Below are 21,340 nucleotides of genomic sequence, written 5' to 3'. Positions count from 1 at the left end.
TTTCAGGGGCGCGGGGAACTGCGCGACCAGCCACATACAACCGGCAGACGAAAGGGCCGCCGCACCCACGTGGATGCAACGGCCCTTTCGGCAAAGCCAACGCTCAGTGCACGTCACCCATGAGCGACTTCACCTTCCGCCGATACATCCACACCGCAAAGCCCGCGAGGGCAGCAAGGGCGGCTTCGCCGAAGACCGCAGGGGTACCGCTGAGGTCGACCCCCGCGATCGCCGGGTTCGACAGCAGGCCGGTGATCGAGTCACCCGCGGTGACCGCGAGGAACCACACGCCCATCATCTGGCTGGCGTACTTGGCCGGAGCCATCTTCGTCGTCACGGACAGGCCCACCGGCGACAGGCACAGCTCACCCACGGTCTGGATGAAGTAGATGCCCACCAGCCACATCGGGCTGACCGCGGTGCCGTTCGCCGCCATCGCGAGCGGGATCAGGAAGAAGAAGAACGAGACGCCGATCAGGACCAGGCCCATCGAGAACTTCACGATGGTGCTGGGCTCCTTGCCCTGGCGGTTCAGCCACATCCAGATCCAGGCGAAGACCGGGGCCAGCGCCATGACGAACAGCGGGTTCAGCGACTGGTACCAGGAGGTCGGGAAGCCGAAGCCGAGCATCGAGTGCGCGGCCTTGCCCTCGCCGAAGGCCTGGACGGTGGAGGCGCCCTGGTCGTAGATCATCCAGAACACGGCGGCCGCGACGAAGAACCAGATGTAGCCGGTCATCTTCGACTGGTCCGTGGCCGACAGGTCCTTGTCCCGCTTGATGCGCAGCAGCACACCCGCCGGGACGATCAGGCCGATGACGGTGAGCGGGATCATCGCCCAGTTCAGCGTGAAGTGGCCGGTGACACCGACGACGCCGTAGAAGACGGTCGCGGCGATCACCCAGAGCAGACCCTTGCGCAGAAAGGCCGTGCGCTCCTCGGCCGCCAGCGGCTTCGGGACGACGCTGCTCTTCGGGTTCAGGTTGCGGGTGCCGAGCAGGAACGCGGCCAGGCCGATCGCCATGCCGACGGCGGCCATGCCGAAGCCCAGGTGCCAGCTGACCTCCTGGCCGACGGTGCCGATGGTCAGCGGGGCGAAGAACGCGCCGGCGTTGATGCCCATGTAGAAGATCGTGAAGCCGCCGTCGCGGCGCGGGTCGTCCGGGCCGTTGTAGAGGTGGCCCACCATCGTGGAGATGTTGGCCTTGAGCAGACCGGAACCGGCCGCGACCAGCGCCAGACCTGCGAAGAACGGTGCCTGACCGCCGGGCAGTGCCAGCGTGATGTGGCCGGCCATGATCGTGACGGCCGCGATGGTCACCGTCTTGCGGGGGCCCCAGACGCGGTCGCCGAGCCAGCCGCCGGGCATGGCGAGCAGGTACACCATCGCCGAGTAGACGGAGACGATCACCGTGGTGGTGGCCACGTCCATGGCCAGGCCGCCGCCCATGCTCCCCTTGCCGGCGCCGGGGCCGCCGGAGAGCAGGTAGACGGTGAGCAGAGCTTTCATGCCGTAGTAGGAGAATCGCTCCCACATCTCGGTCATGAAGAGGGTGGCCAGACCGCGAGGGTGGCCGAAGAAGGTCTTCTCGGAACCGGGGGTGCCCGGGCGGACCGAGTCCTTCGTCAGGCTGGACGCCATGGTCGTTCCTTGCTGCTGTGGTGGGGGTTTACCGCACACAAAAGAGACCTTCGGCGTCAAGTCGTCGCCAAAGGTCCCCGCAGTGCTACAGGCGTTGAATCACCATACGGCAGGACAGTGCCGGATATGGAAGGACTTGAGACGCGGATCACAGGTGGAAGTGGAACCGTACACGCCTTTTCCAAGGTCTCTTTCAGGATCGCACCGCACAGACACAGGTTCGGTTCGGTGCGTCCAAAGGTAAGAATCACGGGTGCCGATCACACCACAGCACCTGTCAAGAGCGGACTACCATCACCTCATGACCCGTGTACTGCTCGCCGAGGACGACGCGTCCATCTCGGAGCCGCTGGCCCGCGCACTGCGCCGGGAAGGCTACGAGGTCGAGGTCCGCGAGGACGGCCCCACCGCACTCGACGCCGGAATGCAGGGCGGCGTCGACCTGGTCGTGCTGGATCTCGGTCTGCCCGGCATGGACGGCCTCGAGGTCGCCCGCCGGCTGCGCGCCGAAGGCCACACCGTGCCGATCCTCATCCTGACCGCGCGTGCCGACGAGGTGGACACCGTCGTCGGTCTCGACGCCGGCGCCGACGACTACGTCACCAAGCCGTTCCGCCTTGCCGAACTGCTCGCCCGGGTGCGGGCGCTGCTCCGCCGCGGCGCCGCGGAGCCGGCGCAGCCGCCTGCCACGCACGGCGTGCGGATCGACGTCGAGTCGCACCGTGCGTGGATGGGGGACGAGGAACTCCAGCTCACCGCCAAGGAGTTCGACCTGCTGCGGGTTCTTGTGCGGGACGCGGGGCGGGTTGTCACCCGGGATCAGCTGATGCGCGAGGTGTGGGACACCACCTGGTGGTCGTCCACGAAGACGTTGGACATGCACATCTCGTGGCTGCGTAAGAAGTTGGGTGACGATGCGGCGAACCCGCGGTATATCGCCACCGTGCGGGGTGTGGGTTTCCGGTTCGAGAAGAGTTAGTTGGCTACGCGCGTTGCGCCGTCGTGGCTTGGGTCGGTGCGCGGCTGACTGTCGTCTGTGGCTGGTCGCGCCCACGCGGCGGAGCCGCAAATCGATGCGGCCCGCGCCCCTGAGGGGGGTGCCCGGGCCCGGCGTTTTCAGGCTCCCACCGGCACACTGGTCGTCGTAGAACCATTGCCCGGAGGGCCCTGTGCGTCGTCGTCTTATTCAGTCCACGCTGGCTGTTGTGCTCGTGGTCATCGCTGTCTTCGGTGTGTCTCTGGTCATCGTCGAGACGCGGACCATCAGCAACAGTGCCCAGGAACGGGTGAGCTCCGAGGCGCAGCGGCTGGCCAGCATTGTGGACAGTCGGCTCATCGGGGCGGGGACCGTCAGCGCCGAGGTGCTGAAGGGCCAGGTCACGGGGGAGCGGTACGCCGTGGTCCAGCTCCCGGGGCAGTCCGCCATCGAGGTCGGGACCAAGCCCGAGGGTGAGGTCATCCGCGGGCGGGCCACGGGCGAGGAGGGCGAGCGGGTCGTCGTCGAGGAGCCGCGTTCGACCGTGAGCCGCGAGGTCGGCCGGACGCTGCTGGTCATCGGGCTGGTCGCGCTGCTCGCCGTGGTCGCCGCCGTACTGCTGGCGATCCGGCAGGCCAACCGGCTCGCATCCCCGCTCACCGACCTCGCGGAGACCGCCGAGCGGCTGGGTTCCGGCGACCCGCGGCCCCGTCACAAGCGGTACGGCGTTCCCGAGCTGGACCGGGTCGCGGACGTGCTGGACTCCTCCGCCGAGCGCATCGGCCGCATGCTCACCGCCGAGCGGCGGCTGGCCGCCGACGCCTCCCACCAGCTGCGTACGCCGCTGACCGCGCTGTCGATGCGGCTGGAGGAGATCACCCTCACCGACGACCCGGACACGGTGAAGGAGGAGGCCAACGTCGCGCTCGCCCAGGTCGAGCGGCTGACGGACGTGGTGGAGCGGCTGCTGACCAACGCCCGTGACCCCCGCACCGGCAGCGCCGTCTCCTTCGATCTCGACGAGGTCATCCAGCAGCAGCTCGCCGAGTGGCGGCCCGCGTACCGCCAGACGGGGCGGGCGATCGTGAGCTCCGGCAAGCGGCATCTGCAGGCGGTCGGCACGCCGGGCGCGGTCGCGCAGGTGCTGGCGGCGCTGATCGAGAACTCGCTGATGCACGGCGGGGGCACGGTGGCGCTGCGTACTCGGGTGACCGGCAACCAGGCGGTCGTGGAGGTCACCGACGAAGGGCCCGGCGTGCCCGCCGACCTCGGGGCGCGGATCTTCGAGCGCACGATCAGCGGACGGAACTCGACGGGCATCGGGCTGGCGGTGGCGCGGGATCTGGCGGAGGCGGACGGCGGGCGTCTGGAGATGCTGCAGACTCAGCCGCCGGTGTTCGGTCTGTTCCTGTCTCGTACGCCGCTGAAGAGGCCTCCGGCGGAGGACGAGGAGCCTATGGTCCGCTGAGGCTCGCTCCGCGGGGCGCAATGGGCCGTCGGTCCACTGCGGCGCCGTCGTGGCTGGTCGCGCAGTTCCCCGCGCCCCTTCGGGGCGCTTCAGCTCACGCGTGCCTTGGGCTTCGGGCGTTCGGCCTCGGCCTTCTCGGCCTCTTCCAGGAACGATTCGGCGCTGGCGACTGCCTCGTGGGCGGGGAGTGACTTGAACACCCAGGTGCGGTACGACCAGAACCGGAACAGTGTGGCGATAGCGATGCCGACGAACTTGAAGACGTTGCGCTCCAGCGAGCTCTCCCAGCCGAAGCCGTAGATGGCCGCGTAAAGGATGCCGTTCTCGATCACCAGGCCGACCGCGCTGAACGCGAGGAAAAGGGTGAGCTCCTTGGCCCGGTCGCCCTTGTCGCGGTCCCGGTAGGTGAAGTAGCGGAAGCCCACGTAGTTGAAGGCGATCGCGACGACAGTGGCGATCACATTGGCACGCACGGCCTGCAGGCTCGTGAGGTGCCAGAGGAGATTGGAGACTCCGAAGTTCACGATGGTGCCCAGTGCACCCACCGCACCGAACTTGGCAACTTCGTGTGCGAGCCTTCGCAGCCCGGCGGAACCATGTCCCATGGCCGTGCAGGCCCCCATTCGGTCGGTCGGTTTTGTCAACCCAGCCATGCTAACCACCCCCCTTCTCAAACGCCTGTGGTTGAGTTCACAGGTCGGATACAGGTCGGGAAGAGGACCGGAAAAGCCCGGAAAGGCCCGGGTAAGAGGGCCGGAAAACAGCCGGAAACCGGCCAGTGTGGCGCGGCCGATACCCTAGGGGCGTGACGTTCCCGGTAGTCGGCATGGTCGGCGGAGGCCAGCTTGCTCGTATGACACACGAGGCAGGCATCCCGCTCGGCATCAGATTCAAGCTCCTCAGTGACACCCCTCAGGATTCCGCGGCGCAGGTCGTCAGCGATGTCGTCATCGGCGACTATCGCGATCTCGACACGCTGCGCGACTTCGCGAGGGGCTGCGATGTGATCACCTTCGATCACGAACATGTACCCACCGAGCATCTACGGGCCCTGGAGGCGGACGGCATCCCCGTGCGCCCGGGCCCCGACGCGCTCGTGCACGCCCAGGACAAGGGTGTGATGCGCGCGAAGCTCGACGCGATCGGCGTGCCGTGCCCACGGCACCGGATCGTGAGCGACCCGGCCGACGTGGCCGCCTTCGCGGCGGAGGGCGACGGCTTCCCTGTCGTCCTCAAGACCGTCCGCGGCGGCTACGACGGCAAGGGTGTGTGGGTCGTCGACGATGTGACTCAGGCCGAGGCGCCCTTCCGCGCCGGCGTCCCCGTCCTCGCCGAGGAGAAGGTCGACTACGTACGGGAGCTGGCGGCGAACGTCGTCCGCTCCCCGCACGGCCAGGCGGTCGCCTACCCGGTCGTCGAGTCCCAGCAGGTGAACGGCGTCTGCGACACCGTGATCGCCCCCGCCCCCGGCCTCGACGAGGCCCTCGCCCTGCAGGCCGAGCAGCTGGCCCTGAACATCGCCAAGGAACTGGAGCTCGTCGGCCATCTCGCCGTCGAGCTGTTCCAGACCCGCGACGGCCGCATCCTCGTCAACGAGCTCGCGATGCGCCCGCACAACTCCGGCCACTGGACCCAGGACGGGGCGATAACCTCCCAGTTCGCCAACCACGTCCGCGCGGTCCTGGACCTCCCCCTCGGCGACCCGCGCCCGCGCGCCAGGTGGACCGTCATGGTCAACGTCCTCGGCGGCGACTACCCGGACATGTACTCCGCGTATCTGCACTGCATGGCCCGCGACCCCCAGCTGAAGATCCACATGTACGGCAAGGACGTGAAGCCCGGCCGCAAGGTGGGCCACGTCAACACCTACGGCGACGACCTGGACGACGTCCTGGAGCGGGCACGTCACGCTGCCGGTTACCTGAGAGGCACGATCACCGAATGAGCACCGCTGCCGGCCCTGTCGTGGGCATCGTCATGGGTTCGGACTCCGACTGGCCCGTCATGGAGGCCGCCGCCCAGGCCCTCGACGAGTTCGAGATCGACTACGAGGTCGACGTCGTCTCCGCGCACCGCATGCCGCGCGAGATGATCACGTACGGCGAGCAGGCTGCCGAGCGGGGTCTGAAGGTGATCATCGCGGGCGCGGGCGGCGCCGCCCACCTCCCCGGCATGCTCGCCTCCGTCACCCCGCTCCCGGTCATCGGCGTCCCAGTCCCGCTCAAGTACCTCGACGGCATGGACTCCCTGCTCTCCATCGTGCAGATGCCGGCCGGCGTCCCCGTCGCGACCGTCTCCGTCGCCGGCGCCCGCAACGCGGGCCTGCTCGCGGCCCGCATCCTGGCCACCCAGGACGACGAACTCCTCGGCCGCATGCGGGAGTTCCAGCAGGAACTGAACGACCAGGCCACCGAGAAGGGCAAGCGCCTGCGTGCCAAGGTCGAGGGCAACGGCGGCGGCTTCGGCTTCGGGAAGTGACGCGGATGACCTCCCTGGAGGAAGCCCGGGAACTCCTCGCCGAGTTCCCGGTCGTGGACGGGCACAACGACCTGCCCTGGGCACTGCGCAAGCAGGTCCGCTACGACCTCGACGCCCGCGACATCGCCGTACACCAGAACGCGCATCTGCACACCGACATCCCGCGCCTGCGCGAGGGCGGCGTCGGGGCGCAGTACTGGTCGGTGTACGTCCGCTCGGACCTGCCCGACGCGGTGCCGGCCACCCTCGAACAGATCGACTGCGTACGGCAGTTGCTGGCGCGCTACCCGGCGGACCTGGCGCCCGCGCTCACGGCCGCCGACATCGAGACGGCGCGCGGTGAGGGCCGTATCGCCTCCCTCATGGGCGCGGAGGGCGGCCACTCCATCGGCTGCTCGCTCGGCACGCTGCGCGGGCTGTACGGGCTGGGCGTGCGCTATATGACGCTCACCCACAACGACAACAACCCGTGGGCGGACTCGGCGACGGACGAGCCCGGCGTCGGCGGTCTGTCGGCCTTCGGCCGCGAGGTGGTCCGGGAGATGAACCGCCTCGGCATGCTGGTCGACCTCTCGCATGTGGCGGCGACGACCATGCGGGACGCGATGGACGCGACGTCCGCGCCGGTGATCTTCTCCCACTCGTCGTCGAGGGCGGTCTGCGACCATCCCCGCAACATCCCGGACGACGTCCTCGAACGCCTGCCGGGCAACGGCGGCGTCGCGATGGTGACGTTCGTGCCGAAGTTCGTGCTGCAGGCGGCCGTGGACTGGACCCTCGCGGCGGACGAGAACATGCGCGCCCACGGCCTGCACCACCTCGACACCACCGCCGAGGCGATGAAGGTCCACCGCGCCTTCGAGGAGCGCAACCCGCGCCCGGTCGCCACGGTCTCGACGGTCGCCGACCACTTGGACCACATGCGCGAGGTGGCGGGCATCGACCACCTCGGCATCGGCGGCGACTACGACGGCACAGCCTTCACCCCCGACGGCCTCGGCGACGTCTCCGGCTACCCGAACCTGATCGCCGAGCTCCTCGACCGCGGCTGGTCCAAGCCCGACCTGGCCAAGCTGACCTGGCAGAACGCGGTACGTGTGCTGGGCGCGGCGGAGGACGTGGCGCGGGATCTGCAGGCCACGCGCGGCCCGTCCAACGCGACGATCGAGTCCCTCGACGGCTGACCGGCACGAGCGAGCGGTCCCTGCGCTGCCACGAGGCGCAGGGGCTGCCGGGCGCTCCGCTGAAAGTGCCGCGACGGGCGGACCGTGCGACGGTGACCGTATCCCCACGGGACGATTCACGACGTACGGAGCCCGCCATGGCAGACCTCCAGGACGACACCAGCGAGCTCGACGGCCTGCCGGACCCCTACAAACCCGTCGCCGCCTCGGGCGCCGCCCCTCTGGAGCGTGCCCACGCCATCCTCGCCGCCCACCCCGTCGCCGACGGCTACAACGGACTGCCGTGTGCCCTCAGGAACCTGCACTGGTACGACCTGGAGCTCGGCGAGAGCGCCGTCGACACGGACGTGCCGCGGCTGCGTGAGGGGCACGTCGGTGTGCTGTTCTGGTCGCTGCATCTGCCGGAGGGCGTCGCCGGGGACCGGATCGTCGCCGGGACCCTGGAGCAGCTGGACCTCGTGAACACCGTGGTGCGGGCCCATCCCCAGGGGCTGCGTCTCGTCTGCACCGCCGGGCAGGCCACCGACGCCCGCAACTGCGGCCGTATCGCCGTGCTGCCCGGCCCCGCCGCGGCCGCCGCGCTCGGCGACTCCCTCGGCATCCTGCGCGCCCTGCACACCCTCGGCCTGTGCGTCCTCACCCTGTCCGGCGTGTCCTGGGCCGGCGAGGACGGGCTCACCCGGTTCGGCGAGGAGGTGCTGCGCGAGATGAACCGGCTGGGCGTCCTCGCCGACCTCTCCGGAGCCTCCGCGGACACCGCCCGCCGTGCCCTGGCGGTCTCCAGGGCGCCGGTCCTGTTCACCCGCTCCGCCGCCGGCACCCTGCGCCCCCACCCCGCCAACCTCCCCGACGACCTGCTTGCCGGTCTGGGCGCCGCCAAGGGTCTGTGCATGGTGCCGTTGACGCCGGAACAGACGGGCCCGTCCGTCCAGGACGTCGCCGACCACCTCGACCATGTGCGCGAGGTGGCGGGCCCGGACTGCGTAGGCCTGTCCGGCACCTACGACGCCGGCACCGCCCACCCCCAGGACCTCGGCGACTCCTCCTGCTACCCGCACCTCATCGCGGAACTCCTGCACCGCGGCTGGTCCGAGCCCGATATCGCCCTGCTGACCTGGGGCAATGTCCAACGCGTGCTGCGCACCGCCGACTTCACGGCCCGCGCCACCCAGCAGCGCCGCGAGCCGTCGACAGCGAAGATCGCCGACGTGGACGGGTGACGAGACCCTTCAGACGCGGTGGGCGGGCTCGATCCGGCAGAGGCAGAACGGATGCCCCGCCGGATCGGCGTACACCAGGAAGTCCTTCTTCTCCCGGTCCTCCAGATCCAGCGGCCGCGCGCCCAGCGCCAGCACCCTCTCGTGCGCCGCGTCGATCTCCGCCCAGGTCGCCCCGGCGTCGAAGTCGAGGTGGAACTGCTGCGAGTTGCGGTCCGCGCGCGGCCACTCGGGCGGTGTGAAGTCCTCCGCCCGCTGGAAGGCGAGCCTGGGTCCGCCGGGGATGTCGAGTACGACCCAGTCGGCGTCCACCTCGTCGGGCGTACCGCCCGCGACAGCGGCGTAGAAGCGGGCGAGCGGGAGCGGGTCGGGGCAGTCGAGCACGACGGAGCGGAAGCGTGCCACGGTCACGACGGTTCCTCCTTGTTCAGCAGGCGCAGAGACAGAACGGGTGCCCCGCCGGGTCCGCATACACACGCCAGGTGCGCGAGCGGTCCCCGGCGTCCAGCGGCTTCGCGCCGAGCGCCAGCACGCCCGCCTCGGCCGCGTCCAGGTCCTCGACGGTCAGGTCCAGATGGAACTGCTGCGAGTGGTCCGGGGCAGGCCACTGCGGGGCCGTGAATCCGGGCGCGGCCTGGAAGGCGAGCGACTGTCCGCCGGGCACCTTCAGGTCGACCCACTCCCCTCCGTCCTCGTCCTCCACCGTGCCGCCCAGCACCTCGGCGTAGAAACCGGCCAGCGCGCGCGGGTCGGGACAGTCCAGGACGACGACGCCCAGCTTGGCGAGAGCCATGACTTCCTCCTGTTACCCATAGAAGGGATTAACCAGTAACGGTTACTGCATGCTGCCGCATTGGAGGTAACGTCGCAAGCATGAGTGAGAGATCGGCCGCACCGGGGGGCCTGGTCCTGGTCGAGTCCCTGGTGAACACGCTGGACATCGAGTCCGGCGCCGACTCGCTGGACACGGCGGAAGGCCGGGCCCGCTTCGGTCTCGCGGCGGACGAGCTGCCGCGCGCCCGTGAGCTGCGCGAGTCCCTGCGTGCGGCCCTGCTCGCCCACGCCGGCCACCAGCCGCACCGCGAGGTGACCCCGCTGGGGGACCTGTTGGCGAAGGCGCCCCTGGTGCTGACGGTCGACGAACAGGACGGCTCGGCCGCGCTCGCCCCGGCGGACGTACGCCCCCTGCTCTCCCGTATCGCTGCCGCCGTCGCCGAGGCGCTGGTGGCGGGCACCTGGACCAGGCTGAAGGCCTGCGAGGCGGTCACCTGTCACTGGGCGTACTACGACCGCAGCCCGGCCGGACGCGGCCGCTGGTGCTCCATGCAGGTGTGCGGGGCGCGCGCGAAGATGCGCCGGTATCGGGCGAAGTAGTTCAGATGTGGTTCACCGGCCGTGGCACGGGCCGGTGGTGCAGAATGCAACAAGACGCCGGTTCGGCCGACTGAGCCTCGGCCGAACCGGCGTCGTTCGCGTCTGAGGTCCTTCGCGGCTAAGCGGTGGGGCGGCCCATCGCCCGGTACGTCCATCCGGCCTTCCGCCACACCTCGGGGTCCAGCGCGTTGCGCCCGTCAAGGATCACCGGGTCCGCCACGACCTCGCCCAGCGCCGCCGGGTCCAGCTCGCGGAACTCCCGCCACTCCGTCAGGTGCAGTACGACATGGGCGCCCCGCACGGCCTCGATCGCGGTGTCGGCGTAGCCGAGCGTCGGGAAGACCTTGCGGGCGTTGTCCATGCCCTTGGGGTCGTAGACCGTGACCTGGCCGCCCTGGAGGTGGATCTGCCCGGCGACGTTCAGCGCGGGGGAGTCCCGTACGTCGTCCGAGTCGGGCTTGAACGTGGCGCCGAGCACCGCGACCCGCTTGCCCAGGAAGGGGCCGCCGCCGAGCACCTGCCGGGCCAGCTCCACCATCTGCCCGCGCTGGCGCATGTTGATGGAGTCGATCTCGCGCAGGAAGGTCAGCGCCTGGTCGGCGCCGAGCTCACCGGCGCGCGCCATGAACGCCCGGATGTCCTTGGGCAGACAGCCGCCGCCGAAGCCGATGCCGGCCCGCAGGAACTTCTTCCCGATCCGGTCGTCGTACCCGATGGCCTCGGCGAGCTTGGCGACATCGCCGCCGGACGCCTCGCACATCTCCGCCATCGCGTTGATGAAGGAGATCTTGGTGGCGAGGAAGGAGTTGGCGGAGGTCTTCACCAACTCGGCGGTCGGGAAGTCCGTGACGACGAACGGCGTCCCCTCGGCGATGGGCGTCGCGTACACCTCGCGCAGCAGCTTCTCGGCCCGCTCGCTGCGCACGCCGACCACGAGCCGGTCGGGGTGCAGCGTGTCGTCGACGGCGAAGCCCTCGCGCAGGAACTCCGGGTTCCAGGCCAGCTCGGCGTCCTCGCCGGCGGGGGCGTTCTCGGCGAGGTAGCGGGCGAGCCGGTCGGCGGAACCGACGGGCACGGTCGACTTGCCGACGACGAGCGCGGGCCCGGTCAGATGCGGGGCCAGGGAAGCGAAGGCGGCATCGACGTACGACATGTCGCAGGCGTACTCGCCGTGCTTCTGCGGGGTGTTGATGCACAGGAAGTGGACGTCGCCGAAGGCCCCGACCTCGGCCCAGTCCATGCTGAAGCGGAGCCGCCCGGTGGACCCCTCGAACCCGGCGACATGCTTGCGCAGCAGCTCGTCGAGCCCCGGCTCGAACATGGGGGCCTCGCCGCGCTCCAGCTTCTCGATCTTCTCCCGCACGATGTCCAGGGCGAGCACCTCGAAGCCCAGCTCGGCCATGGCCGCGGCGTGCGTGGCGCCGAGGTAGCCGGTGCCGATCACGGTGATCTTGAGGCTCATGGGTGCTCCAGACGGGTACGGAGTTTGCTGCGCTGCCCGAGCATATCCGGGGCGTTCGAAGGGCTTCCCACGGGCAACTTACGGGCAGCTTGCCCGCTGTCGCCAAGCTCACGTATCACTCCCGTGGGCCGCCCCCTAAAATTTGAGTTACTTAACGGTAATTAGCGCCATCACCACAGTGCGTCAGAAGCGTCCTTGGAGCGTGAGAAACCTTGGCCGGATCGGCTGACTTCGACCTGTACCGCCCGTCCGAGGAGCACGACATGCTCCGCGACGCGATCCGTTCGCTGGCCGAGGCGAAGATCGCGCCGTACGCCGCCGCGGTGGACGAGGAGGCCCGCTTCCCGCAGGAGGCCCTGGAGGCCCTGGTCGCGAACGACCTGCATGCGGTGCACATCCCCGAGGAGTACGGCGGCGCGGGCGCGGACGCGCTGGCCACCGTGATCGTGATCGAGGAGGTGGCGCGCGTCTGCGTCTCGTCCTCCCTGATCCCGGCCGTGAACAAGCTCGGCTCCCTCCCCGTGATCCTCTCGGGCTCCGAGGAGCTGAAGAAGAAGTACATGTCCCCGCTCGCCAAGGGCGACGGGATGTTCTCGTACTGCCTCTCCGAGCCCGACGCGGGCTCCGACGCGGCCGGCATGAAGACGAAGGCGGTCCGCGACGGCGACCACTACGTCCTGAACGGCGTGAAGCGCTGGATCACCAACGCGGGCGTCAGCGAGTACTACACGGTGATGGCGGTGACGGACCCCTCGAAGCGCTCGAAGGGCATCTCGGCCTTCGTCGTCGAGAAGTCGGACGAGGGCGTCTCCTTCGGCGCCCCGGAGAAGAAGCTCGGCATCAAGGGCTCCCCGACCCGCGAGGTCTACCTCGACAACGTCCGCATCCCCGTCGACCGCATGATCGGCGAGGAGGGCACCGGCTTCGCCACGGCGATGAAGACCCTCGACCACACCCGCATCACCATCGCCGCCCAGGCCCTCGGTGTCGCCCAGGGCGCCCTCGACTACGCCAAGGGCTATGTCCAGGAGCGCAAGCAGTTCGGCAAGCCGATCGCCGACTTCCAGGGCATCCAGTTCATGCTGGCCGACATGGCGATGAAGGTCACGGCCGCACGCGCCCTGACGTACCAGGCCGCGGCGGCCTCGGAGCGCGGCGACAAGGACCTGACCTTCCAGGGCGCAGCCGCGAAGTGCTTCGCGTCGGACGTGGCGATGGAGGTCACCACGGACGCGGTGCAGCTGCTCGGCGGTTATGGCTACACCCGTGACTACCCGGTGGAGCGCATGATGCGCGACGCGAAGATCACGCAGATCTACGAGGGTACGAACCAGGTCCAGCGGATCGTGATGGCGCGGAACCTGCCGTAGGACTCCTCGCGCACGGTACGGCCCCCGGCGTCTTCTTCTGCCGGGGGCCGTCGTGCGTTCTGGCTCAGTCGTTGCTTCCGGCTCAGTCGTCGAGCCCGTCCGCCGCCCGCCTCGCCCGCAGCTCCACGATCTCCCGCCGCCGCGCCAGCCGGTGCGTCCGCCGGATCTGCGCCTCCTCGTACCGCCGCTTGTCCTTCTCCGTCTCCGGGAGGACCGGCGGCACCCGGCGCGGCCTGCCGTCGGCGTCGACAGCCGCGAAGACGAGATACGCGGAGCCGACCTGGGTGGGCGGGGCCGACTCGTTCCAGCGCTCGGCCAGGACCCGGACCCCCACCTCCATCGAGGTCCGGCCGGTCCAGTTGACCTGCGCCTTGACGTGGACCAGGTCGCCGACGCGGACCGGCTCCAGGAAGGCCATCTCGTCCATCGAGGCCGTGACGGCGGGTCCGCCGCTGTGCCGCCCGGCCACCGCGCCCGCCGCGTCGTCCACCAGCTTCATGATCACGCCGCCGTGCACCGTACCCAGAAGGTTGGTGTCGTTGTGGGTCATGATGTGGCTGAGCGTGGTCCGGGAAGCCGAGGTGGGCTTGCCCGGAATGCCCGGCCCACCCGCTATGTCCGAGACGTCTTGAGTACCCGATTCCGCGGCGGGGGCCTGGTCTGTCATGGCCTCCACCTTATGCCGAGGCGACATCTGCGGACTTTGTGTTGGGTTCGCAACAGCAGTGCCCTGATTTTCCTACGACCCTTGTAAAGGGCATGGCCGCTCCCTGCACACTAAGGCCCATGAACGATTGGCCCGAGGCATGGTCCGACGACAACCGCAACCGGTACGGACGCGGCAGCGGCAGCGCACAGCCTGAAGGTGCGCGCGCGATGCGGCAGGTCCGCCGGCCCGCCTCGGGCGCGTACGGGGGCTCCGGCCCGTCCGCGCCGCCGTACGGCGGGCGTGTTCCCCAGCAGCCGAACTACGTCGACGGCCAGGGGTACGGCGGCGGCTACGACGACGGCTCCGCGGCCGACGGCTATGACGGCTACAACACCGGCCAGGTGTACGGCGGCGGGAACGGCGGCCCCGGCGGCCAGGGCGGCGACCTGCGGCCCCGGCCGAACTGGCGGCGCCGTATCAAGTGGACGGCGATCACGCTGGTGACGGTGCTGACCGTGACGTCGGTCGCCACGTACTTCTGGGCCGACGGCAAGCTGCACCGCGACGTCGACCTGTCCACGGTCATCGACCGGCCGTCGTCGGGCTCCGGCACGAACTACCTGATCGTCGGCTCCGACAGCCGGGCCGGGCTCTCCTCCGACCAGAAGAAGAAGCTGCACACCGGGTCTGCGGAGGGCAAGCGGACCGACTCGATGATGATCCTGCACGTCGGTGACAGCGGCGACACACTGATATCGCTGCCCCGCGACTCGAACGTCACGATCCCCTCGTACAAGGGATCCACCTCCGGCAAGACCTACCCGAACACGGGCCGGCAGACGAAGCTGAACGCGGCCTACGCGGAGGACGGGCCGACGCTGCTCGTGCGGGCCGTCGAGTACAACATGGGACTGCACATCGACCACTACGTGGAGATCGGCTTCGCCGGCTTCGCGAACATAGTCGACGCGGTCGGCGGCGTGACGATCAACATCGACAAGGGTTTCAAGGACAAGTACTCGGGCGCCGACTTCAAGGCGGGCAGCCAGACGCTGAACGGCGAGCAGGCCCTGGCCTTCGTCCGTACCCGGCACGCTTTTGCCGCCTCCGACCTGCAGCGCACCAAGAACCAGCAGAAGTTCCTCTCCGCGCTGGCGCACCAGGTGGCGACGCCGTCGACGGTCCTCAACCCCTTCAAGCTGTACCCGACGATGGGTGCGGGTCTGGACTCGCTCACCGTCGACAAGGACATGAGCCTGTGGGACCTGGCGTCCATGTTCTGGGCGATGAAGGGCGTCAGCGGCGGTGACGGTACGTCGATGAACATGCCGATCTCCGGCTCGACGGGCGGCAACCTCGTCTGGGACAAGGCGAAGGTCAAGACGCTGGTGACTGAGCTGAACAACGACCAGAAGGTCACGGTCTCGGGTGACTGAGCGGCCTGGCAGAGCACCGTTCGACGCGGTGCTCTGCGACGTGGACAACGTGATCCGGTCCTACGACCCCTCCGGGCTGCATGCCCTGGAGCGGGCCGCCGGTCTCGCCGAGGGCACCACGGCGAAGATCGCCTTCGCGCCGGAGGTCGACCTGCCGGTGCTGCTGGGCCGGACCGACCTGCAGGAGTGGGTGCAGACGATCGCCGAGGGCCTGTCCGGGCTGGTCCCCGAGCCGACGGCGTGGGACCTGGGCACGGCCCTGCTGGAGTCCCCCTTCTCGGCCGACGAGACGGTGGTCTCACTGCTGCGCCGGGCACGCACCCGGGTGCCGCTGGTCCTCGTCAGCAACGCCACCGTCCGCCTGGAGGACGACCTCACCGCGCTCGGCCTGGCCGACCTCGCCGACGAGGTCGTCAACAGCGCCCGCGTCGGCCTCGCCAAGCCGGACCCACGCATCTACCGCCTGGCAGCAGACCTGGCCGGCACCCGCCCCGACCGCTGCCTGTTCGTCGACGACAGCGCGGAGAACGTCGAGGCGGCAGCCGCCCTGGGAATGCACCCGGTCCACTTCCGCACCGCCGCGGACCTGGAACGGGCCCTCCAGCCACTGTTCACCTGACGACGGCGGAACCGAGCAGGGCCACATGGGGGAGCACCAACTGCCCTTGGCCGCAGGCGAATTGGGTGCTGATCCGCTCGTACGCCTCCTTTATCCGTACGACGGTTGCTCCGCAAGGCCGACAGATGCTTGCTGCCCCCGGTCACTGCAACTACAGCCCGTCCGGCGTTTGAGGACGAGGCCGTTCAGGCCGAAGCGGGGGCCCGGGGGCGGCAGCCCCCAGACGGCGGCGCACAGCCCGCCCCACACATGATCGAGGGCACCCATGGCGCGGGTGCCCTCGGTCACGTTCGGGTGGGCGTCACATCGTGGCGCCCGCCATCGTGCGGCACATCTCGGCGGTGCGGCGACACGCCTCCGCGCAGCGCATCATCTGGGGGTCGTCCGGCATGGACATACACGCCTCGGCGCACATGTCGCACGCCCTGGCGCACATCGCGCACATGGCCGCCGACATGGGCGAGCGGCGCATCATCATGTCCGCGCACATACGGGTCGTCTCGGAGCAGTCCATGAGCGCGCGCATGATCTGCATCTGGGCCTGGCCGCCCATCTGCATGCAGGAGCTCATGGTCTCCTCGCAGATGGTGTGGCAGGACATGCACGCCTGGACGCAGTCCTGCATCTCCTTGGTCATGGCGGTCATGGGTCCGGTCTGGGTCATGGCTCCTCCTGAGAGGCAGAGGGGCCCGGGGGTGGGCCCCGTGCCCTTCCGTTCCTACGCCTGCCCGGCGCCGGGCGCCATCGGGCGGACGCCAACAATCCGCAACGTATCCAGACCAATCGGCAACGCGTACCGCACAGCGCACGACCCCCGACATTCCGCCGGGGGCCGCATCACAGGACCGTTCGGGTTACGAGCACAGCTCCTGGCCCCCCGTCACCACCCCGGGCTCCCCCTGGTCCGCGGCCTCCGCCCGCACCTGCCGCACCTGCTTGAAGTCGGCCCCCGCGATCACCTTCAGCGTGGGCCCGAGCCCCGGCACCGCCCGCAGTTCGCTGCCGGGCAGCGCGGCGGCCAGCGCCTTCGCGGACCGGTCCCACCCGGGGTCGTAGGCGATGACCGTCCGCTTCTGGGTGTGGTCGTCCGCGTCCGCCGGCAGCCGGGTGGTGTGGAAACCCGCCGCCGCCAGCGCCGCGTCCACGCGCTTGCCGAACCCTTCGGTGGCCGTGCCGTTCTCGACCTGGACGCGGATCTGCTGCGGGTCCACCTCGACCGGCACCGGCTGGGGGCGCGACGGACGGGCGGCCAGCGGCTTGTCGTCGCGCAGCGACTGGAAGAGGCGGTCGGCCTTGGCCGTGTCCCATTTCAGCGTCTCGCCGATGCCCGGCACGACGTATCCCATCTGCCCGATGGGCACGGTGGTGAACTCCGAGGACGAGGGGGAGAAGTTGCGCATCGCCCGCCCGAGGTCGAGCAGCTCGTCCGTGCCGAAGCCCTTGTCCGCACGCACCGACCCCAGCACGGCCCGCGTCACGTCCCGGAACTTCATCGGGTTCAGCAGGATCCCGGAGGACGTCGCCCGCTCGATGAGCGCCGCCAGGAACCGCTGCTGCCGCTTCATCCGGCCGAGGTCGGAGGCCCCGTCGACATGCCGGGCGCGGACGAACTGCAGGGCCTGTCCGCCGCTGAGGACATGCGTTCCGGCGGGCAGGTCGAGTCCGGTGTACGTGTCCTTGAGGGGGAGGGCGGTGCAGACCGACACCCCGCCGAGCACATCCACCGTCTTCATGAAGCTGGTGAAGTCGACCTCCAGATAGTGGTCGATCTTCACATGGGTCATGTCCTCGACGGTCTGGACGGTGAGGTTCGGCCCGCCTTCCGCATACGCTGCGTTGATCTTGAGGGCATGGCCGGGGATCCGCTTCCCGGTCCTCTCGTCGGTGTGCGCGGGCGTCATGGCGTACGAGTCGCGGGGCAGGCTCACCACGGTCGCCCGCTCCCGGTCCGCCGAGATGTGCACGATCATCATCGTGTCGGTGCAGTGACAGGGCTCGCCGCCCAGGTGGAAGCGGTGCCGCTCCGCCTCGCTGATCCGGTCGCGGCCGTCCGTGCCGACCAGCAGGACGTTCATGCCGTGACCGGCCTTGGGGCGGTTCTTCATGTCCTTGAAGGGATCGACCCGGGCGATGCCCGCATCCAGGCTGGTCACCACCGCATGCCCGATCCCGGCAGAGGCCAGGACGACCACGGAGAGGGTCGTCGCCGCCCGCATCACCCAGCGCGGCTTCCTCCGTGGTACGGGCGGCCGCGGCCCCCGTGGCAGCGGGGTGCGCGCGGGCTGGGGGCGGCGCTGCGGAGGCGCGGGCGCGGCGGACCGAGGCTGGGTGGGCAAGGCGGACACCTCCGGGCGACGGCCGTACGTGGGACCGTGAGCACCGTAGGCCGATACGATCTGTGGACCGGGCCACCGCCCCGGCGGGGCGCAAAGCTGTCCCCCGTTCGCGGTAACGTTGCGGGCGATGAACGCCAACCCCGACGCGCCGCTCCCCGCCGTTTCTGTGATCATGCCCGTCCTCGACGAGGAGCGGCATCTGCGCGGAGCCGTCCAAGCGATCCTCGCGCAGGAGTACGCCGGCGAGATGGAGGTCGTGATCGCCCTCGGTCCGTCCACGGACCGCACGGACGAGATCGCCGCCGAACTCGTGGCCGAAACTGCGTCCCATGCAAACGGGCGCGTCCACACCGTCCCGAACCCGACCGGCCGCACGCCGGCCGCCCTCAACGCCGCGATCAAGGCCTCCCGCCATCCGATCGTCGTCCGCGTCGACGGGCACGGCATTCTCTCGCCCAACTACATCGCGACCGCCGTACGGCTCCTGGAGGAGACCGGCGCGCAGAACGTCGGCGGCATCATGCACGCCGAGGGCGAGAACGACTGGGAGCACGCGGTCGCCGCCGCCATGACCTCGAAGATCGGGGTCGGCAACGCCGCCTTCCACACGGGCGGCGAGGCGCAGCAGGCCGAGACCGTGTACCTCGGTGTCTTCCGGCGCGAGGCGCTGGAGCAGCAGGGCGGGTACAACGAGGAGTTCATCCGAGCCCAGGACTGGGAGCTGAACTTCCGCATCCGGGAGGCCGGCGGGCTGATCTGGTTCTCGCCGGAGCTGAAGGTGTCGTACCGCCCGCGGCCGAGCGTGAAGGCGCTGGCCAAGCAGTACAAGGACTACGGCCGCTGGCGGCACGTCGTCGCCCGCTACCACGAGGGCTCCATCAACCTGCGCTACCTCGCGCCGCCGACGGCGGTCCTGGCGATCGCGGCGGGCCTCGTGGCCGGTGCGGTGCTGACGCCCTGGGCTCTCGTGATCCCCGGCGGCTACCTCGCGGCGATAGCCCTCGGGTCCGTCCCGGCGGGCAAGGGGCTGCCGCTGAAGGCGCGGCTGCAGATCCCGGTGGCTCTGGCGACCATGCACATGTGCTGGGGCTGGGGCTTCCTGACCAGCCCCAGGGCACTGGCGAAGAAGGTCATCGCCTCCCGCCGCCCCGCGGTGCTCGCCTCCAACTGAGAGCCGAGCACCGGGGGCCTCCTCCGACTACCAGGTGTAGTTCGGGTTGACGTGCATGCACTGCTTCTTGTCCGAGCCGTTGATGACCTGCGCGGACGCCGGAGTCTGGTCGTCGTCCGCCGGGGCCGTGTACTTCGTGCCGGAGCGCCAGTCGGCGCCGACGACCAGCGTGACCCCGGAGACCTCGGTCGACTTCTTCACCGAACTCATCTGAATCCCGAGGGACTTGGCGATGCGCTGGGCGTCGCCCTCCAGGTCCGCGCTCGGATAGCGGATCACCGTCTTCTCCTCGCTGAGGATCGTCGCGGTGTCCGCCACCGCCTCGGTGAACCCCTTGCCGACGAGCAGCTGGGCGATCGTGCGCGCCCGTCCGGTGACCGCGAGCTGCGTGCTCGACCTGGTGCCGTTCTGCACCTGTACGGCGATCTTGTCGTCCGCGGCGGCCGGATCCGAGGACGGCGTCGTCGTCGTCCTCGTCGACTTCTTCTTGTCCTTGCCGTCCAGCGCGATGTCCTCGCGGACCAGCCGGAACAGCTTCTGAGCGTCACCCGGCCTGGGCACGACCCGGCCGCTGTTCGTCGTGGAGTACTGCCAGGGCATCGTCGTCATGGTGATGCGCTTGGTGGGGACCTTCTTGAGCTCCTTGCTCAGGTCGTACAGCTTCGCCACGGTCCCGAGGCCGTCGTCGACGGTCAGTGCCTTGGTGGCCGTCTCGGCGAGCTTGCGGAGTTCGTTCGGGTTGCCGAGCGTGGCGTTCTCGCGCAGCTGGCGGACCATGGCGTTCATGTACTGGTGCTGGGCCTTGGCCCGGGCGATGTCCGTGTTGTCCTCGAAGCCGTACCGCGTGCGCAGCCACTGCAGGGCCTGGACGCCCTTGACGTACGTGGTGCCCTTCTTCAGCTTCAGGCCCGAGCCGTGGCCGTCGGAGGACTTGGAGTAGACGTTGGCGTCCACACAGACCGGTACGCCGCCGATGGCGTCCGCCATGGACACCACGCCCGCGAAGTCGATCATCATGAAGTGGTCGATGTGGATGTCGGTCAGCTTCTCCCAGGTCGCCACCGTGCAGCCGGGGCCGCCGCGGCCCAGGGAGTCGTTGGTGATCGCCGAGGTGAGTGCCCCGTAGACCTTGCCGCTGTCGGGATCCGTGCACTTGGGAATGGAGACCAGGGTGTCGCGCGGCATGCTCACGACCGACATGTTGCTGCGGTCCGCCGAGACATGCAGCAGCATCTGGACGTCGGCGCGCGGGGCGGTGTTGAAGGTGTCCTTGGCGCCGCCGAGCTTCTGGTTCTCCTTGGAGTCCCGTGCGTCGGAGCCGATCAGCAGGATGTTCAGCGGCGTCTGACCGGCCGCGTTGGCCTTCCCCTTTGCCGCCCTGTCCTTCTTGTCGCCGATGTTGAGGGCCTTCTTTTTGATGTTGGCGTTGAGGTGCTGGTAGTAGAGATAGCCGGCCCCCGCCGTGCCGAGTATCACCACCGCCAGGACCATCGCCGACCAGCGCAGGACGCGCCGTCTGCGAGGTTTCCGGTCGCCGCCCGGGCCCTTCCTGCGCCGGCCGCCGCCATGCCGGCCGTGCTCGCTCGTAGCGTCCTGGTCCCGCGGTGTCAGGGACATCGTGTCCTCGACCGCGGGAACCTTTCTGCGCACACTGCTGCGCGTCAACTCGCTGCCCTCCCACCCCTGTGCCCGGCAACGGGTCCGTGCCGTGACAGGTCAGACTCACGACGGACCCTTTGGGTTGGAGCCTGGGTCATGTCCCCGGCCGGGCGCGCGACGCCTGGCACGCACGCTCGCCGCGTTGCCGAAACGCCCTAGTAGCTCCGCTACGAGGGCGCTCCGGCGCCTTGCGATCGCACGCACCAGACGCCGCGCGCTGATCCGGCCGGGGACATGACCCAGGCTCCTACCTGCCGGCGCACCACCTTGTCCGCCGCGGACCTGCCGAACCTCTCTGC

Annotated in this window: 20 protein-coding genes; 11 read left to right on the top strand and 9 right to left on the bottom strand. The window is 69.6% G+C overall.

The features are described from left to right. Positions 1–103: 103 nt before the first annotated feature. On the bottom strand, positions 104–1,642 hold the full coding sequence (locus tag P2Q00_RS16225) for a peptide MFS transporter (protein WP_275773229.1): 1,539 nt from the start codon (positions 1,640–1,642) through the stop codon (positions 104–106). Positions 1,643–1,943: 301 nt separating this feature from the next. Here P2Q00_RS16225 and P2Q00_RS16220 point away from each other — a divergent pair, with 301 nt between their 5' ends. Both P2Q00_RS16220 and P2Q00_RS16215 read left to right on the top strand, forming a co-directional pair. Further along, positions 1,944–2,621 (top strand): response regulator transcription factor, encoded by a 678-nt coding sequence (locus tag P2Q00_RS16220; protein ID WP_058928367.1) that lies wholly within the window; start codon positions 1,944–1,946, stop codon positions 2,619–2,621. A 190-nt stretch (positions 2,622–2,811) separates the two neighbouring features. Next, positions 2,812–4,086 carry a sensor histidine kinase gene (locus tag P2Q00_RS16215; protein ID WP_275773228.1) on the top strand — a complete coding sequence of 425 codons (1,275 nt, stop codon included), beginning with the start codon at positions 2,812–2,814 and terminating at the stop codon, positions 4,084–4,086. A gap of 89 nt (positions 4,087–4,175) precedes the next feature. On the opposite strand, the gene P2Q00_RS16210 is transcribed toward P2Q00_RS16215, so the two are convergent. Further along, positions 4,176–4,691 (bottom strand): GtrA family protein, encoded by a 516-nt coding sequence (locus P2Q00_RS16210; protein ID WP_275773227.1) that lies wholly within the window; start codon positions 4,689–4,691, stop codon positions 4,176–4,178. 200 nt (positions 4,692–4,891) lie between these two features. Here P2Q00_RS16210 and P2Q00_RS16205 point away from each other — a divergent pair, with 200 nt between their 5' ends. The 4 genes from P2Q00_RS16205 to P2Q00_RS16190 all read left to right on the top strand — a co-directional run bounded on the left by P2Q00_RS16205 (position 4,892) and on the right by P2Q00_RS16190 (position 8,968). Then, a complete protein-coding gene (locus tag P2Q00_RS16205) occupies positions 4,892–6,031 on the top strand; it encodes a 5-(carboxyamino)imidazole ribonucleotide synthase (RefSeq protein WP_275773226.1) in 1,140 nt (379 codons plus the stop codon). Continuing rightward, complete coding sequence (gene purE / locus P2Q00_RS16200) at positions 6,028–6,564, top strand: 5-(carboxyamino)imidazole ribonucleotide mutase (RefSeq protein WP_275773225.1); 537 nt, start codon at positions 6,028–6,030, stop codon at positions 6,562–6,564. The genes P2Q00_RS16205 and purE overlap by 4 nt, the downstream gene beginning before the upstream one ends. 5 nt (positions 6,565–6,569) lie before the next feature. Continuing rightward, positions 6,570–7,748: a dipeptidase gene (locus tag P2Q00_RS16195; RefSeq protein ID WP_275773224.1), complete on the top strand. Its 1,179-nt coding sequence runs from the start codon at positions 6,570–6,572 to the stop codon at positions 7,746–7,748. A 137-nt stretch (positions 7,749–7,885) separates the two neighbouring features. After that, positions 7,886–8,968: a dipeptidase gene (locus P2Q00_RS16190; RefSeq protein WP_275773223.1), complete on the top strand. Its 1,083-nt coding sequence runs from the start codon at positions 7,886–7,888 to the stop codon at positions 8,966–8,968. 9 nt (positions 8,969–8,977) lie between these two features. Here the strand turns inward: P2Q00_RS16190 and P2Q00_RS16185 are convergent, their stop codons facing one another. Together P2Q00_RS16185 and P2Q00_RS16180 are read right to left on the bottom strand one after the other, a co-directional pair. Next, positions 8,978–9,370 (bottom strand): VOC family protein, encoded by a 393-nt coding sequence (locus P2Q00_RS16185; protein ID WP_425579574.1) that lies wholly within the window; start codon positions 9,368–9,370, stop codon positions 8,978–8,980. 22 nt (positions 9,371–9,392) lie between these two features. Next, the gene (locus P2Q00_RS16180; protein ID WP_275773221.1) at positions 9,393–9,758 is read right to left on the bottom strand and encodes a VOC family protein; all 366 of its coding nucleotides are present in this window, start codon (positions 9,756–9,758) and stop codon (positions 9,393–9,395) included. Between the two features lie 80 nt (positions 9,759–9,838). Here P2Q00_RS16180 and P2Q00_RS16175 point away from each other — a divergent pair, with 80 nt between their 5' ends. Then, positions 9,839–10,339, top strand: coding sequence for a CGNR zinc finger domain-containing protein (locus P2Q00_RS16175; RefSeq protein WP_275773220.1), 501 nt, complete (start codon positions 9,839–9,841; stop codon positions 10,337–10,339). Positions 10,340–10,457: 118 nt separating this feature from the next. Here P2Q00_RS16175 and P2Q00_RS16170 read toward each other — a convergent pair whose 3' ends face one another. After that, positions 10,458–11,801, bottom strand: coding sequence for a UDP-glucose dehydrogenase family protein (locus P2Q00_RS16170; protein WP_275773219.1), 1,344 nt, complete (start codon positions 11,799–11,801; stop codon positions 10,458–10,460). A gap of 212 nt (positions 11,802–12,013) precedes the next feature. On the opposite strand from P2Q00_RS16170, the gene P2Q00_RS16165 reads away from it, so the two are divergent. After that, complete coding sequence (locus P2Q00_RS16165; protein ID WP_275773218.1) at positions 12,014–13,171, top strand: acyl-CoA dehydrogenase; 1,158 nt, start codon at positions 12,014–12,016, stop codon at positions 13,169–13,171. Between the two features lie 82 nt (positions 13,172–13,253). Here P2Q00_RS16165 and P2Q00_RS16160 read toward each other — a convergent pair whose 3' ends face one another. Continuing rightward, on the bottom strand, positions 13,254–13,838 hold the full coding sequence (locus P2Q00_RS16160; RefSeq protein WP_275773217.1) for an acyl-CoA thioesterase: 585 nt from the start codon (positions 13,836–13,838) through the stop codon (positions 13,254–13,256). Between the two features lie 119 nt (positions 13,839–13,957). Here P2Q00_RS16160 and P2Q00_RS16155 point away from each other — a divergent pair, with 119 nt between their 5' ends. Together P2Q00_RS16155 and P2Q00_RS16150 are read left to right on the top strand one after the other, a co-directional pair. Next, complete coding sequence (locus P2Q00_RS16155; protein WP_275773216.1) at positions 13,958–15,256, top strand: LCP family protein; 1,299 nt, start codon at positions 13,958–13,960, stop codon at positions 15,254–15,256. After that, positions 15,249–15,875 (top strand): HAD family hydrolase, encoded by a 627-nt coding sequence (locus P2Q00_RS16150; RefSeq protein ID WP_275773215.1) that lies wholly within the window; start codon positions 15,249–15,251, stop codon positions 15,873–15,875. Before P2Q00_RS16155 ends, P2Q00_RS16150 begins: the two co-directional genes overlap by 8 nt. Positions 15,876–16,176: 301 nt before the next feature. On the opposite strand, the gene P2Q00_RS16145 is transcribed toward P2Q00_RS16150, so the two are convergent. Then, positions 16,177–16,539 (bottom strand): four-helix bundle copper-binding protein, encoded by a 363-nt coding sequence (locus P2Q00_RS16145; protein ID WP_275773214.1) that lies wholly within the window; start codon positions 16,537–16,539, stop codon positions 16,177–16,179. Positions 16,540–16,729: 190 nt separating this feature from the next. Then, positions 16,730–18,211: an LCP family protein gene (locus P2Q00_RS16140; RefSeq protein WP_439145901.1), complete on the bottom strand. Its 1,482-nt coding sequence runs from the start codon at positions 18,209–18,211 to the stop codon at positions 16,730–16,732. Between the two features lie 127 nt (positions 18,212–18,338). Here P2Q00_RS16140 and P2Q00_RS16135 point away from each other — a divergent pair, with 127 nt between their 5' ends. Continuing rightward, positions 18,339–19,382 (top strand): glycosyltransferase family 2 protein, encoded by a 1,044-nt coding sequence (locus P2Q00_RS16135; protein ID WP_275773213.1) that lies wholly within the window; start codon positions 18,339–18,341, stop codon positions 19,380–19,382. Between the two features lie 27 nt (positions 19,383–19,409). Here P2Q00_RS16135 and P2Q00_RS16130 read toward each other — a convergent pair whose 3' ends face one another. Beyond that, the gene (locus tag P2Q00_RS16130) at positions 19,410–20,999 is read right to left on the bottom strand and encodes an LCP family protein (protein WP_275773212.1); all 1,590 of its coding nucleotides are present in this window, start codon (positions 20,997–20,999) and stop codon (positions 19,410–19,412) included. Positions 21,000–21,340 lie beyond the last annotated feature (341 nt).

It is taken from the genome of Streptomyces coacervatus, from assembly GCF_029223485.1.
Taxonomy (GTDB): Bacteria; Actinomycetota; Actinomycetes; order Streptomycetales; family Streptomycetaceae; genus Streptomyces; species Streptomyces coacervatus.
This window is presented reverse-complemented; position numbering and strand designations above follow the sequence as displayed.

What these genes read in the sequence shown, in the direction of transcription:
- P2Q00_RS16195 (WP_275773224.1), top strand. Translation starts at nt 6,570, where the DNA reads ATGACCTCCCTGGAGGAAGCCCGGGAACTCCTCGCCGAGTTCCCGGTC.
- P2Q00_RS16190 (WP_275773223.1), top strand. Translation starts at nt 7,886, where the DNA reads ATGGCAGACCTCCAGGACGACACCAGCGAGCTCGACGGCCTGCCGGAC.
- P2Q00_RS16155 (WP_275773216.1), top strand. Translation starts at nt 13,958, where the DNA reads ATGAACGATTGGCCCGAGGCATGGTCCGACGACAACCGCAACCGGTAC.
- P2Q00_RS16135 (WP_275773213.1), top strand. Translation starts at nt 18,339, where the DNA reads ATGAACGCCAACCCCGACGCGCCGCTCCCCGCCGTTTCTGTGATCATG.
- P2Q00_RS16170 (WP_275773219.1), bottom strand. Translation starts at nt 11,801, where the DNA reads ATGAGCCTCAAGATCACCGTGATCGGCACCGGCTACCTCGGCGCCACG.
- purE (WP_275773225.1), top strand. Translation starts at nt 6,028, where the DNA reads ATGAGCACCGCTGCCGGCCCTGTCGTGGGCATCGTCATGGGTTCGGAC.
- P2Q00_RS16220 (WP_058928367.1), top strand. Translation starts at nt 1,944, where the DNA reads ATGACCCGTGTACTGCTCGCCGAGGACGACGCGTCCATCTCGGAGCCG.
- P2Q00_RS16210 (WP_275773227.1), bottom strand. Translation starts at nt 4,691, where the DNA reads ATGGGACATGGTTCCGCCGGGCTGCGAAGGCTCGCACACGAAGTTGCC.
- P2Q00_RS16175 (WP_275773220.1), top strand. Translation starts at nt 9,839, where the DNA reads ATGAGTGAGAGATCGGCCGCACCGGGGGGCCTGGTCCTGGTCGAGTCC.
- P2Q00_RS16145 (WP_275773214.1), bottom strand. Translation starts at nt 16,539, where the DNA reads ATGACCCAGACCGGACCCATGACCGCCATGACCAAGGAGATGCAGGAC.
- P2Q00_RS16180 (WP_275773221.1), bottom strand. Translation starts at nt 9,758, where the DNA reads ATGGCTCTCGCCAAGCTGGGCGTCGTCGTCCTGGACTGTCCCGACCCG.
- P2Q00_RS16130 (WP_275773212.1), bottom strand. Translation starts at nt 20,999, where the DNA reads ATGTCCCTGACACCGCGGGACCAGGACGCTACGAGCGAGCACGGCCGG.
- P2Q00_RS16225 (WP_275773229.1), bottom strand. Translation starts at nt 1,642, where the DNA reads ATGGCGTCCAGCCTGACGAAGGACTCGGTCCGCCCGGGCACCCCCGGT.
- P2Q00_RS16160 (WP_275773217.1), bottom strand. Translation starts at nt 13,838, where the DNA reads ATGACAGACCAGGCCCCCGCCGCGGAATCGGGTACTCAAGACGTCTCG.